Annotated in this window: 13 protein-coding genes and 5 pseudogenes; 14 read left to right on the top strand and 4 right to left on the bottom strand. The window is 50.4% G+C overall.

The genetic code is table 11. The annotated features are described in order from the left end of the window. Positions 1 to 90 precede the first annotated feature (90 nt). The gene (locus P6287_RS07870; RefSeq protein ID WP_008108187.1) at positions 91 to 270 is read right to left on the bottom strand and encodes a hypothetical protein; all 180 of its coding nucleotides are present in this window, start codon (positions 268 to 270) and stop codon (positions 91 to 93) included. Between the two features lie 199 nt (positions 271 to 469). Between P6287_RS07870 and P6287_RS07865 the strand changes: the two genes are divergently transcribed. The 3 genes from P6287_RS07865 (at position 470) to P6287_RS07855 (ending at position 1,811) form a co-directional block, all read left to right on the top strand. Beyond that, a complete protein-coding gene (locus tag P6287_RS07865; protein WP_101761034.1) occupies positions 470 to 799 on the top strand; it encodes a hypothetical protein in 330 nt (109 codons plus the stop codon). A gap of 61 nt (positions 800 to 860) precedes the next feature. Further along, a complete protein-coding gene (locus P6287_RS07860) occupies positions 861 to 1,412 on the top strand; it encodes a hypothetical protein (RefSeq protein WP_277974917.1) in 552 nt (183 codons plus the stop codon). 150 nt (positions 1,413 to 1,562) lie between these two features. Next, the gene (locus P6287_RS07855) at positions 1,563 to 1,811 is read left to right on the top strand and encodes a DUF883 family protein (RefSeq protein WP_101760797.1); all 249 of its coding nucleotides are present in this window, start codon (positions 1,563 to 1,565) and stop codon (positions 1,809 to 1,811) included. A 31-nt stretch (positions 1,812 to 1,842) separates the two neighbouring features. Here P6287_RS07855 and P6287_RS07850 read toward each other — a convergent pair whose 3' ends face one another. Together P6287_RS07850 and P6287_RS07845 are read right to left on the bottom strand one after the other, a co-directional pair. After that, entirely contained in the window at positions 1,843 to 2,037 is a 195-nt protein-coding gene (locus tag P6287_RS07850) for a hypothetical protein (protein ID WP_277974756.1), read from the bottom strand. A gap of 101 nt (positions 2,038 to 2,138) precedes the next feature. After that, the gene (locus P6287_RS07845) at positions 2,139 to 2,336 is read right to left on the bottom strand and encodes a DUF6404 family protein (RefSeq protein WP_277974755.1); all 198 of its coding nucleotides are present in this window, start codon (positions 2,334 to 2,336) and stop codon (positions 2,139 to 2,141) included. A 204-nt stretch (positions 2,337 to 2,540) separates the two neighbouring features. On the opposite strand from P6287_RS07845, the gene P6287_RS07840 reads away from it, so the two are divergent. The 4 genes from P6287_RS07840 to P6287_RS07825 all read left to right on the top strand — a co-directional run bounded on the left by P6287_RS07840 (position 2,541) and on the right by P6287_RS07825 (position 6,647). Further along, positions 2,541 to 3,797, top strand: a complete 1,257-nt coding sequence (locus tag P6287_RS07840) for a mechanosensitive ion channel domain-containing protein (RefSeq protein ID WP_277974754.1) — start codon at positions 2,541 to 2,543, stop codon at positions 3,795 to 3,797. Between the two features lie 175 nt (positions 3,798 to 3,972). Then, positions 3,973 to 4,332, top strand: a complete 360-nt coding sequence (locus P6287_RS07835) for a GtrA family protein (RefSeq protein ID WP_277974753.1) — start codon at positions 3,973 to 3,975, stop codon at positions 4,330 to 4,332. Further along, a complete protein-coding gene (locus tag P6287_RS07830; RefSeq protein WP_277974752.1) occupies positions 4,329 to 5,255 on the top strand; it encodes a glycosyltransferase family 2 protein in 927 nt (308 codons plus the stop codon). The genes P6287_RS07835 and P6287_RS07830 overlap by 4 nt, the downstream gene beginning before the upstream one ends. Before the next feature lie 135 nt (positions 5,256 to 5,390). Further along, complete coding sequence (locus P6287_RS07825) at positions 5,391 to 6,647, top strand: glucosyltransferase domain-containing protein (protein ID WP_347343281.1); 1,257 nt, start codon at positions 5,391 to 5,393, stop codon at positions 6,645 to 6,647. A 76-nt stretch (positions 6,648 to 6,723) separates the two neighbouring features. On the opposite strand, the pseudogene icd reads toward P6287_RS07825, so the two are convergent. Beyond that, a pseudogene (gene icd / locus P6287_RS07820) lies at positions 6,724 to 7,973 on the bottom strand (NADP-dependent isocitrate dehydrogenase). Positions 7,974 to 8,120: 147 nt separating this feature from the next. On the opposite strand from icd, the pseudogene P6287_RS07815 reads away from it, so the two are divergent. The 7 genes and pseudogenes from P6287_RS07815 to phoP all read left to right on the top strand — a co-directional run bounded on the left by P6287_RS07815 (position 8,121) and on the right by phoP (position 13,288). Further along, a pseudogene (locus P6287_RS07815) lies at positions 8,121 to 8,782 on the top strand (pseudouridine synthase). A 17-nt stretch (positions 8,783 to 8,799) separates the two neighbouring features. Beyond that, a pseudogene (locus tag P6287_RS07810) lies at positions 8,800 to 9,321 on the top strand (NUDIX hydrolase). Positions 9,322 to 9,329: 8 nt separating this feature from the next. Then, the gene (gene mnmA, locus P6287_RS07805; protein WP_277974750.1) at positions 9,330 to 9,935 is read left to right on the top strand and encodes a tRNA 2-thiouridine(34) synthase MnmA; all 606 of its coding nucleotides are present in this window, start codon (positions 9,330 to 9,332) and stop codon (positions 9,933 to 9,935) included. 77 nt (positions 9,936 to 10,012) lie between these two features. Continuing rightward, positions 10,013 to 10,489: an aminomethyltransferase beta-barrel domain-containing protein gene (locus P6287_RS07795; protein WP_277974749.1), complete on the top strand. Its 477-nt coding sequence runs from the start codon at positions 10,013 to 10,015 to the stop codon at positions 10,487 to 10,489. Further along, positions 10,470 to 11,076, top strand: a pseudogene (gene hflD / locus P6287_RS07790) (high frequency lysogenization protein HflD). The gene P6287_RS07795 and the pseudogene hflD overlap by 20 nt, the downstream one beginning before the upstream one ends. A 73-nt stretch (positions 11,077 to 11,149) precedes the next feature. After that, positions 11,150 to 12,517 (top strand): annotated as a pseudogene (purB, locus tag P6287_RS07785) (adenylosuccinate lyase). Between the two features lie 102 nt (positions 12,518 to 12,619). After that, positions 12,620 to 13,288, top strand: a complete 669-nt coding sequence (gene phoP / locus P6287_RS07780; protein WP_101760808.1) for a two-component system response regulator PhoP — start codon at positions 12,620 to 12,622, stop codon at positions 13,286 to 13,288. Position 13,289 lies beyond the last annotated feature (1 nt).

Genomic DNA, 13,289 nt, shown 5'->3' with positions numbered 1-13,289 from the left:
GATTGGCCTTGCTGCTGCATTCCATAAACTTCATCCAACAACAGCAAAGCCTGGTACATCAAGCGCAATGAGATTCTGCGGGAGCAGGCACTACTCAGCAGCCACTTGCGCCGCGACCAACATCAATGCCAGTCCGGCTTCTTCGGCTTCAAAACGCTGCATCACTTCCTGAATGGCCGCTACGCAGTTCATTACCTGCTTCTTTTTGTCGGCTTCTAATTTGTCGATCGCGTGCTGAAGAATCATTAAACTCGCTTCTTCTTCTTTCATTAATTTACCCTTGTTTTGCTTACCTGGTGCGCAACGCTGGCAAGAATACCGTTTCTCCGCCAGGAAAGTCACCCCTTTACATTCCTTCCGCTTAACGATTATACAAATGACAAATAGGAAGCAGCGTCAGACCTGCTATGATCCACTTATCAGTACGCATAGGCGTGCCATGGCAAACCAGGGAATGAAGCAGGTGCTCATGTGGCGAATCACGGTTGTACTCACCCTTTTAATGTTAGCTGGCTGCAGTTCCGCACCGAAAGGTGTCGACTGTCCGGGCGAAGTGTCGACGATTTATGGACAATCGATGGGCAACACGCAGGCGCGCATCTTTGATTTGGTGAGCGCCTTCGCCGTATCGCGCGATGGCGTGAAGGTGCAAAGCGGTACGCTGCACTCCACCGATCGCTTTCAGTACGTGCCATCGGCCATCACCGCGGAGGGCTTTTACGCGCAACGCCTGTCTGATAAACAGTTCCGCCTGATCAATCCTTATCAGAACACCATGATTACCTGGACGTGCCCATAAGCCGTGCGTCGCAGCGTGAGATGGTTTATTGTCTGCCCATCGCACGCGGCGGACCTGCATGATGGAAAAGAGTCTGGATAATAACGGCTATATCGATTTCCCCTTTCCGGCCAGCACCAATGCGGATGGCTCGATGAATCCCTGTGGATTTGACCTCACGCTGGAAACCGATCGTATTGATGAGATCACCGCCGGTAAACACTCCGAAAATATGCGGCGCCTGCTGGAAGAAGTGAATCTGCAGGATGGCTTATTTATGACGCTGGCCTGCGACTGGCAGCAGCGTGACGATGGCGTGTGCGGATTTATCGATGTGGCATTTCGTCCGACGGTGGCGGGCTTCAATACGGAAGAGACGCAAAGCCTCGATCAGGCGTTTGAAATCTACCTCAGCCGTCAGGAGAAGCAGCACAACATGCAGAGTGGCGCATTAATCAACTACGCGCGTGCGGTGCTTGATTGGAGCTGGTCTCCCCTGCAGCAGCGCCACATGCGCTACGAAAAAGTGACCTTGCGCTATTACTGCCAGCAGGCCGACGATGCCGAATGGTGTTTTGACCACCTGCGTCACTTTCTGGTGAGCTGGTATCCGGCTTATCGCGGTCAGCCCTAACTTCAGGCTTTCGCTTTCCCACCCCGCTGGCATGCGCAGAATTTTTGCGTACTGCAAACTACTGTTACAACCTTTACCGCTGCGTCATTTGCTGCCTGTAGTTTCTCTGACTACGCTTTACAGGACATTCACCACGATCAGGGAGTCATTATGAGCGACAAAGCGGAAGCAAAATTGAATGAAGCGGCGGGTGCCGTCCAGGAAAAATTTGGTCAGTTCACCGGTTCACGCCGTCATGAAGCCAAAGGCGCGGCGCGTCGTTATCCGGCTCAGGCCAGCTATGCGGTTCAGGATGCAGCGGATTGTGTGGTGAAATCGGTACGCGATAACCCCGCGACCGGCCTGGCAGTTGCAGCCAGCATTGGTGTGATTGTCGGTTTTCTGCTCGGACGTAAGTAATCCGTTAAAACGGGGCCTCAAGGCCCCGATTTTAATGGCGCTGACCCACTTCATATATTCCTTCTTTGATATGTTCATCCGGCGTTTCAGCCACATCTGCGGTGCTATTTTCCATCTTCAAATGACGATCGTGCTGCAGGGTTAACGTTATTGAGCTTGAAGGCTGTGCGCAAGCAACCACAGACAGCAGCAGAAAAAACCACGCAGCGACAACTTTCTTTCCCATCGTTCTTTTTCCAGCAAGCTGAGATATGTCGGCCCAGATTGCCCGAGTAAATGAAAATGAGCGTCAATGTGCCGCAAAGCTCTGTCGTCAGTTGTGTATAACTACACCTGCGCGCGCCGTGCTTTGTATCGCGCAACCATGGTCATCAGCGCCTGGTAAATTAATCCCGCATACAAGCTCATCACCATCACCATGCCGATCTCTTTGCCCTGCGCCTGCCACGAAACAAACCACATAAAGATGCCCCACAACAGCGAAAACAGCAGCCAGCCCTTAACGAACTTGATTACACCTTGCATACCACCTCCTGAATCGTAAGCGCTGAAGATAACGGTTTAGTCTTTAATGCACACTGCCATCAGCACGTAAATGTTAACTGTTTCAAAGTTCTGCGAAAGGGAATGTAAACCCACGATGGTGTAGACTAATGCGCACGCGTCGCATATCGCCATCGGCGCGATTATGTTTGAATTCCCGCCAACACTGTCCGGCATGTGGTTGAAATGAATTATTTAAGCAAGATACAAAGTTTTATTGAGGGTAACACGGTGCTGTCGGCCGCTTTCAGCCTGGTATTATTGATGTTTGCCGGCATGATCGCCCATCTGATCTGTAAATTCTTTATCGTTAAAGTGGTCAGAAAGGTGTTCTTCAGCACGCACAAAAATCAGGTGCCGCTGGATAAGGACGTCAGGCTGTCGGAGAAGCTCTCTAACTTTATCCCGGTGATCACGGTCTATTATCTGCTGCAGTTTATGCCAGATTTACCCGAGCATTTGTTGATCGCAATTAAGACCATCTGCGGCATTCTGTTCTTCGTCTATTTATCGCTGTTCTTTACAGAAGTGCTGGAGATCGTTAATAACTCCTATTCGAAAAAAGCCAAGCGCAAAAATCACTCGATCAAGGGTTATATCCAGGTCGGCAAGATTCTGGTGCACATTATTTCGGCGATCATGATTCTGGCGATTATGTCGAATAAATCGCCGGTGATTATTATCTCCAGTTTGGGTGCCGTAGCGGCGGTATTGATGTTGGTGTTCCAGCATACGCTGATGTCGCTGGTGGCCAATATTCAGGTGTCATCGAACGATGTGCTGCAACTCGGCGACTGGATTGAGATGCCGGATAACGGCATCAGCGGCGAAGTGATCGATATCGCGCTGCATACCATCACCATTCGCAACTGGGACAATACGCTGTCGCGTATCCCCACCAAAAACTTCCTCACCGAAACCTACACCAACTGGCAGGCGATGTTCTCCTCCGGCGCGCGCCGCATTATGCGCAGTTTCCATCTTGATCAGATGTCGATACGCTTTCTCGATCACGAGATGGTGCAGCAGATGAGCCAAATCCGCGGCGTCAGTGAGCAACTTTCAGCACTGATGGATGGCCGCGATAGCAATGCGGTGGGCGAACGCTGGTTTGCAGAAAACGGCATTACCAATCTGACGGTGTTTCGTAAATACCTGACGGCGTGGCTGTCGCAGCGCGACGATATCAAAAAGGATATGTATATCGTGGTACGCGCCATGAAGCCTTCGCCCGAGGGTTTGCCGGTGGAGGTTTATTGCTTCACCTCGTCAGTGCTGTGGGTGGATTACGAGGATTCGCAGTCGGCCATTTTTGAGTATATCTATGCGATCGTCGGTCACTTTTCACTGCGGATGTACCAGCAACCGGGTGGCAGCGATTTCTGGCGACTGTCGCAGGAGCGCGCTCAAATCGCCAAACCCAATGAGCAGCAAGTCGATTAATGCATTAAAAAAACGGAAGCGATTAGCTTCCGTTTTTTCTGACGATGAGTGAATAGCCTGCGCTTATGACATACCGGTGAGGACGCTGATTTTTCAACTTTATTTATCGAACCCCTCCATGTAAAATTCGCATCTATTTTGCAAATAATGATGTCGTCATGGCTAATATTTCACTATGTTGAAATTATTCTCACGTTTTTTATCAGTTGGCATCATTAACACACTGATTCATTGGATGGTGTTTGCAGCCCTGTATTCTCTTAATACCCGCCAATGGCTGGCTAATCTGTTGGCTTTCATTGTCGCGGTAACATTTTCATTTTTTGCCAATGCACGCTGGACGTTTAAAGCCGAAGCGACAACTTTTCGCTATGTCATCTTTGTGGCCTTTATGGGCATGATGGCCACAGGCATCGGCAGTTTCGCCGATTATACGCATATTAATCCGATTATTACGCTTATTTCATTTTCTATAATAAGCCTGGTATTCGGCTTCATCTATTCAAACTTTATTGTTTTTAAGGTGAAAAAGTGAAAATTTCTCTGGTCGTTCCCGTCTTCAATGAAGAAGACGCAATACCGATATTCTATCGTACCGTCAAAGAAAAACTCTCTTCTTACACTCTCGAAATTGTCTTCATTAATGATGGCAGTACTGATAAAACCGAGCAGATTATTAAGTCGCTGCGGGATGATGACGAATCTGTAATAGTCATTAACTTTATTCGTAACTTTGGTAAAGAAACCGCGCTGCTTGCCGGACTTGAACATGCTACCGGTGATGCAGTCATACCGGTTGACGTTGATCTTCAGGATCCCATCGAAGTGATTCCCTTGCTCATAAGTAAATGGCAAGAGGGATGGCCGATTGTGCTGGCAAAACGCAATGACCGCAGTAGCGATAGTCATTTTAAGCGTAAAACTGCTGCATGGTTTTATAAACTGCATAATAAGATCAGCTCACCAAAGCTAGAAGAAAATGTTGGAGACTTTCGTTTACTTTCGCGCGCGACTGTTGAAAACATTAAGCAATTGCAGGAACGCAATCTATTTATGAAAGGCATCCTGAGTTGGGTGGAGGGTGATGCTGCCATCGTGGAATATAGCCGTTCAGCGCGCGTTGCGGGAGAGGCAAAATTTAACGGATGGCGACTTTGGAATTTAGCGCTTGAAGGGCTGACCAGTTTCTCAACCTTTCCGCTCAGAGTGTGGACCTATATTGGTTTTTTTGTCGCATTCCTGTCGTTCGTTTATGGCGCGTGGATGATCATTGATAAAATAATATGGGGTAACCCGGTTGCAGGTTATCCATCACTACTGGTATCAATACTGTTTTTGGGTGGAATTCAATTAATTGGAATAGGTGTGCTAGGTGAATATATTGGCAGGATATATATTGAAACCAAGCATAGACCTCGATATATTAAAAAGGAAGCAGATGACAAACATAGCTTGTAATAACTTTAAAGTTTATCTTTTTTTAGCTGCGGCATTATTGGTTTGCTATAGCCCTGTCTTTCTTTCAAGCTATGCCTTTTCGGATGATTGGTACTATCTGTTCAGCGCCCAAACTGATCCTGCCAGCATTTTCAAGTGGGACGTCCTTTCTGGAAGGCCGGCCTATGGCGCTTTGCGCTATGGTTTCTCTTTCCTGATATCCAGCGTGGACTCTTTGATACTGATAAGAGTGCTATCCGTTGTCTCTCTTATTTACTAAGCTTTTACTTTTACAAATTTATCTCTGAGAGAGGTATCCTTAAAAATCCACTGCAGAGAGTTATATTCTCTTTAGTGATCTGTTTACTGCCCTCTTTTCAGGTATTCAACGCCTGGTCAGTATGTTTTCCTTTTGTAACGTCTATTCTTCTTGCTGGATGGAGTTACTCAGCATTAACCCGATTGCGTGGTATTAAGGGAGTAACGGTGTCAGCCTTGCTGATTACGCTCTCTTTCGCTATTTACCAGCCCACGGCCATGTGTTTTCTTTTTTTTGCGTTTATGGACACTTGCCTGACTCCACGTAAAGTCGCTAAAAAAGAACTCATTCGTACATTGTTAATGATTTTCTTTGGCATGCTGATGGCATTAATATTAGCCAAAGTCATTCCGCTCCTGTTATTCGGCGAGACACTTTCAAGAAGTAACATTACCATTGATCTCTTGGGAAAAATAAAATGGTTCTTTGTAGAGCCATTAAAAAATGCCATCTGTAATTTTGACACAGGTAGAAAAGCACTATCAGTTATCATCTCTCTGTTATTCATCTTTATTGGGCTGAAAAAAATTAGCGGGAACGGCAAGGAGAAAGTGATTTTATCTTTACTGTTCGCTGTTGCAGCAGTGACACCAAACTTATTGGTGACAGAGAGTTGGGCGGCTTACCGAACAATCAGTGCGCTCTCGCTGATTACCACGTCTTGCTTCCTTATCGGGCTATTCGTGGTGATCGATAAGACAAAATACTCACGATTCCTTTATCTATTGCTACCTGTCGCTGCCGGATGGCTTGCAGCCAGTAATATTAAAGAGGGTTTTTCTTCACCTCAGCAAAAAGAGTATGCACTTTTAAAAGCCGAAATAACTAAAATGGTCGCAAAAGATTTCGATGGCGCCCTTTACTACCGCTTAAATAGTGAGAATTTGCCAAAAATTGCAAAATCATCGAAATATGATGAGTTTGGTTCTTTATCTTTAGGCATGTCGTGGACGTTTGCCGGTATGGCATTCACCGTAAAAAAAGAAGCGGGTATGAATTACACTCTAACCAAATCGCCAGTGATCACCGGCAATGAGAGCTGCACAGGAAAATGCATGATTATCGATGCTCAGTCGGTGCTGTCAAGGCAATAAACCGAGATTATCCGCGAACTTTAGACAAAAAAAGGGAGCCATTGGCTCCCGTTATGCTTTCTGCCTGAGTGGCAAATTACATGTTGCTGATGATCGCGTCACCAAACTCTGAACATTTCAGCAGTTTAGCGCCTTCCATCAGACGTTCGAAATCGTAGGTCACGGTTTTGTTAGCGATTGCGCCTTCAACACCTTTAACGATTAAGTCAGCCGCTTCGAACCACTCCAGATGACGCAGCATCATTTCAGCTGACAGGATCACTGAACCTGGGTTCACTTTATCCTGACCTGCATACTTCGGTGCTGTACCGTGCGTCGCTTCGAACAGGGCACATTCGTCACCGATGTTGGCGCCTGGTGCGATACCGATACCGCCAACCTGTGCCGCCAGGGCATCAGAGATGTAGTCACCGTTCAGGTTCATACAGGCAATCACGTCATATTCGCCGGACGCAGCAGGATCTGCTGCAGGAAGGCGTCGGCGATCACGTCTTTAACGATGATCTCTTTACCGGTGTTCGGGTTCTTGAACTTCATCCACGGGCCGCCATCGATCAGCTCGCCGCCGAACTCTTCTTTCACTAACTGGTAACCCCAGTCTTTGAAAGAACCTTCGGTGAACTTCATGATGTTGCCTTTGTGAACCAGGGTCAGAGAATCACGGTCGTTGGTGATGGTGTATTCAACCGCTGCGCGCACCAGACGTTTAGTGCCCTCTTCCGAGCATGGCTTAACGCCGATACCACACTGCTCAGGGAAGCGAATTTTCTTCACGCCCATCTCTTCGCGCAGGAACTTGATCACTTTATCCGCTTCTGGCGTGCCCGCTTTCCACTCGATACCGGCATAGATATCTTCTGAGTTTTCACGGAAGATCACCATGTCGGTCTCTTCTGGACGCTTAACCGGGCTTGGCGTGCCTTTGTAGTAGCGAACCGGACGCAGACAAACGTACAGATCCAGCTCCTGACGCAGCGCAACGTTCAGAGAACGAATACCACCACCAACTGGGGTAGTCAGCGGGCCTTTGATGGCAACGCGATATTCTTTGATTAAATCGAGGGTTTCCTGCGGCAGCCAGACGTCCTGGCCGTAGAGTTCTACTGATTTTTCGCCGGTATAAATTTCCATCCAGGAAATTTTTCGCTCGCCGTTGTAGGCTTTCTTCACAGCGGCATCAACCACTTTCAATTTCACCGGGGAAACATCAACGCCGATACCGTCACCTTCAATGTAAGGAATAATCGGGTTATTCGGAACATTCAGTTTTCCCTGATCCAGGGTGATTTTTTGACCTTCCGCCGGAACAACTACTTTGCTTTCCATCAACCTCTCCTTCGAGCGATTTTTTGTTAATGATTTGTAAGATGCGGGTCAATAATGACCTATCGATAGTACCTGAATGTCCGCTACGCCATGAAACCGTATTTTATTAGGCTATAATGCGCCGCAATGATAACGACTGAAAATACCATGCAGAAAACTTCTTTTAAAAATTCACCAGGATGAACGCGCAGCGCACCCGGCACAAGCCGTGCGCCGCGATAGCAACGCGAAAGCCCAAGACGCGTCATATCTTTTCAATAAACCTTCGATGTGCTGCCGCAATTCAGTGACGAAGCCGGGCGCAGCACGTTGAAAGATTTTATCCCCGTTCAGGGTGTCTATGCGCGCGCGGCCGACTCGATCGCGACAGCGAAGGGCTGATGGTGCTTGACCAACAATGGCGACCTCCAGGCGAAGCTCACGCTGACGCAGCCCGGGAAACGCACCGGAAAAATCTACTATGTTCAGGTTGAAGGCATCCCGGACGAATCAGAGGCGCTGTTACGCATTGCGTAATGGCGTCACGCTGACGCGAACGACGGCCCCACCCTTTGCCCGCCAGGGATTGAGTTAGTGGTCAGTGAACCTGAGTGGCTATGGCCGCGCAATCCCCCCATCGTGAACGCAAATCGATTCCCACCAGTTTCGTGAAAAGTCACCCTTTATGAAGGGGACGAAACCGCCAGGTGCGCGTATGACGGCCCATGTCGGGCATCCGACCTTGCGCCTGATACGCTTTGCGATGGGCAGTTACACAGTTAGGCGATTTCCCCAACGGTGAGTGGCGGACGTTACCGAATAACTTTTAGTTAGCATTTCAGGAAGGATGTTTAAACCTCATGTAACGGTCGCCACCATTGTCCACGCACAGGGTAATTTTGGTGTGGTGGAAGAGACCGTCAACGTAAACGCTGTGGAATCAGCCCGCGGGTCATCTGGAAGCAACGAGACGCTGGTCTCGAAGCCGCCCAACGCGAGCTTTTGGGAAGAGACCGGCATTCATGCCGAACCGCAACACACTTCCTCGGCGTTACATCAGTGGATTGCGCCGGATAATACACCCTTTTTTGCGCTTCCTGTTTGCCATTGAGCTTAGCGAAAAAGTGCGCCACTGAGCCGCACGACGCGATATCGATCGCTGCTGGGGTGGATGCCGACACCATTCTGAGCGCGACCAATCGCCTGCGTTCACCACTGGTGGCAGAGAGCATTCGCAGCTACCTGGCAACAAGGCGAGCGTTATGCCGCTGGAGATCGGTCGCGGTTTAAGTGGCCGTTTACAGAGGGTGTCAATGCCCCGCTTCTGCGCGTGATAGAATACGCCGCCTTGAAGTTCATCGTAATTTGAGAGTGCCAATGTCTGAAAGCCAAAAAAAAGTGATCGTCGGAATGTCCGGCGGCGTCGATTCTTCCGTTTCCGCCTGGTTACTGCAGCAGCAGGGCTACCAGGTTGAAGGCCTGTTCATGAAGAACTGGGAGGAAGACGATGGCGAGGAGTATTGCACCGCCGCCGATGATCTGGCTGACGCACAAGCCGTGTGTGACAAACTCGGCATCAAACTGCACAAAATCAACTTCGCCGCTGAGTACTGGGATAACGTGTTCGAGCACTTCCTGGAAGAGTACAAAGCCGGCCGCACGCCGAATCCTGACATCCTGTGCAACAAAGAGATCAAGTTCAAAGCCTTCCTTGAATTCGCGGCGGACGATCTCGGCGCAGACTTCATCGCCACCGGCCACTACGTGCGCCGTCAGGATGTGGATGGTCAAAGCCGCCTGCTGCGCGGCCTCGACGGCAACAAAGATCAGAGTTACTTCCTTTATACCCTCGGCCACGAACAGATTGCCCAAAGCCTGTTCCCGGTTGGCGAACTGATAAAACGGAAGTGCGTAAAATCGCTGAGAGCTGGATCTGATCACCGCGAAGAAAAAAGACTCCACCGGTATTTGCTTTATCGGTGAGCGCAAATTCCGTGAGTTCCTTGGCCGCTATCTGCCTGCCCAGCCGGGCAATATCGTTACCGTGGATGGCGAAATCATTGGCGAGCACAGGGCTTGATGTACCACACCTCGGCCAGCGTAAAGGGCTGGGGATCGGCGGCACCAAAGAGGGTAGCGAAGACGATCCGTGGTACGTTGTTGATAAAGACGTGGAAAATAACATTCTGATTGTGGCGCAGGGCGGCGACCATCCGCGTCTGATGTCCATCGGGTTGATTGCGCAACAGCTGCACTGGGTTGATCGCCAGCCGCTGAAAGCGCACGCTGCGCTGCACGGTGAAAACCCGTTACCGCCAGACCGACATTCCCTGCACCATTACCGCGCGGACGATGACCGCATTGACGTGCGTTTTGACGAGCCGGTTTCTGCCGTAACGCCGGGCCAATCCGCTGTCTTCTATCTCGGTGAGATCTGCCTTGGCGGCGGTATTATTGAACAACGCCTGCCTCTGACTGCAGGCCTAAGGTACGATTACACACATGACAGGAGCCAGTGTGGCGAAGAACTTTTATGACATCACCCTGGCACTGGCGGGCGTATTTGCCAGTCCGCCCATGTGGTGCAACAGCTCGCACATCAGGGTCACTGTGATAACGCGATGCACTGCACGTTTCGCTCAACAGCGTCGTGATTTGAACTCCCCGGTTCAACCTGGCAGTGTTTGGTGGACGAAGCGAATTTAAAGCCTTGGTCTGGAAACCTTACTCGGTGTGCTCAAAGCAGCAGCCGTCAGGGTGCCAGCGCTGAACTGACCCGCTATACCTCAAGCATGATGGTGCTGGAGCGCAAACTGAACGCAACAAAAGGGCGATGAACACCCTGGCACAACGCATTTCGGCCAGCTTGACCGCCAGCTGGCGCATTTCGATTGGCAGTCAGAGACGTTCATCAGCGCAATGGCCGGTATTTATGTGGATGTCATCAGTCCACTGGGGCCGCGCATTCCAGGTGACCGGATCCCCTGCAGTCCTGCAAAGCCCGCAGGTACAGTGCAGAAAAGTGCGCGCCTCCCTGCTGGCCGGCATTCGTGCTGCGGTACTGTGGCAACAGGTTGGCGGTGGCCGCCTGCAGTTAATGTTTTATCGCGCCAGCGCTTGCTGAGCGAAGCTAAAACAATCCCGCCTGGGCCCGGCGTATTGCGCTCATTTGTTAAACGATCCCGGAGTTGCGAATTATGGAATTATCCTCACTGACCGCCGTTTCCCTGTCGATGGACGCTACGGCGATAAAGTCAGCCCGCTGCGCGCCATTTTCAGCGAATATGGTTGCTGAAATTCCGTGTACAGGTTGAAGTTCGCTGGCTGCAAAAATGGCTGCACACTGTCAGAGATCAAGGAAGTTCCTGCTTTTGACAGCCGACGCAAACGATTTCCTTGATAAAATTGTCGCAGAATTCAATGAAGAAGACGCGGCGCGCATCAAAACCATCGAGCGCACCACCAACCACGACGTGAAAGCGGTGGAGTATTTCCTGAAAGAGAAAGTGGCCAACGTCCCGCGCTGCACGCGGTATCTGAATTCATTCACTTCGCCTGTACTCCAAAGATATCAACAACCTCTCCATGCGCTGATGCTGGAAACCGCACGTCAGTGAAGTGATCCTGCCGTTCTGGCGCAAAATGATCGACGCGTTAAAAGCCTGGCGGTGAAGTACCGCGATATTCCGCTGCTCTCCCGTACTCACATGGCCAGCCGCCAACCCGTCACCATCGGTAAAGAGATGGCGAACGTGGCCTACCGTATGGAGCGCCAGTTGCGCAGCTGAGCAAAATTGACGATGCTGGGTAAAATCAACGGTGCGGTCGGTAACTATAACGCCCACATCTCCGCCTACCCGGAAGTGGATTGGCACCAGCTGAGCGAGCAGTTTGTTACCTCCTTAGGTCTCACCTGGAACCCGTATACCACGCAGATTGAGCCGCACGATTACATCGCTGAACTGTTTGATTGCATCGCGCGCTTCAACACCATTCTGATCGACTTTGATCGTGATATCTGGGGCTACGTGGCGCTCAATCACTTCAAGCAGAAAACCATCGCCGGTGAAATCGGTTCGTCCACCATGCCGCACAAAGTGAACCCGATTGACTTCGAAAACTCCGAAGGCAACCTCGGCCTGGCTAACGCCATGATGCAGCATCTCGCCAGCAAACTGCCGGTGTCACGCTGGCAGCGCGACCTGACCGACTCCACCGTGCTGCGTAACCTTGGCGTGGGCATCGGTTATGCACTGATCGCTTATCAAGCCACACTGAAAGGCATCTCTAAACTGGAAGTGAACCGCGATCGTCTGCTGGACGAGCTGGATCACAACTGGGAAGTACTGGCTGAGCCGATCCAAACCGTGATGCGTCGTTACGGTATTGAAAAACCGTACGAGAAGCTGAAAGAGCTGACGCGCGGTAAACGCGTTGATGCCGCCGGTATGCAGACCTTTATCGATAGCCTCGAACTGCCGGAAGAGGAAAAAGTGCGTCTGAAGCAGATGACGCCAGCCAACTACCTCGGCCGTGCGATTCAGATGGTTGATGATTTGAAGTAATGCGGTGGCCAGGCGCGTTTCGCGCGCCTGGTTGTTCTCTGGTTTAGCTGGCTTTGCGTATACTCTTCTCATCATCACTACGTTCGAAGCTAAGGAAATACTATGCGTGTTCTGGTTGTGGAAGATAATGCGCTGCTACGCCATCACCTCGCCGTGCAATTGCGTGAAATGGGCCATCAGGTCGACGCCGCAGAAGATGCCAAAGAAGCGGATTATTTCCTGCAAGAACATGTCCCCGACATCGCGCTGGTCGATCTCGGTTTGCCCGATGAAGATGGAATGTCGCTGATTCGCCGCTGGCGCACCGATGCGGTACGTCAACCGATTCTGGTCTTAACCGCGCGCGAAGGCTGGCAGGCCAAAGTGGAAGCGCTGGAAGCGGGTGCCGACGACTATGTCACCAAGCCGTTCCACATTGAAGAAGTGGCTGCACGCTTGCAGGCGTTGATGCGTCGCAACAGCGGACACGCGTCGCAAATTATCTCTATGCCGCCGTTTCAGGTCGATCTCTCTCGCCGCGAACTGACGGTGCAAGATGAACCGGTAAAATTGACCGCTTTCGAATACACCATCGTCGAAACCCTGATTCGCAACGCGGGTAAAGTGGTGAGCAAAGATTCGCTGATGCTGCAGCTCTATCCGGATGCCGAACTGCGTGAAAGCCACACCATCGACGTGTTGATGGGCCGTCTGCGTAAAAAAATTCTCTCACTCTATCCAACCGAAGTGATCAACACCGTACGCGGCCAGGGCTATCGCTTTGATCTCTGAT

Origin of the sequence: Pantoea sp. X85 (assembly GCF_029623675.1) — a bacterium.
Classification (GTDB): domain Bacteria; phylum Pseudomonadota; class Gammaproteobacteria; order Enterobacterales; family Enterobacteriaceae; genus Pantoea; species Pantoea leporis.
Note: the sequence above shows the minus strand (reverse complement) of the source record. Positions and strands in the feature narration are given on the sequence as shown.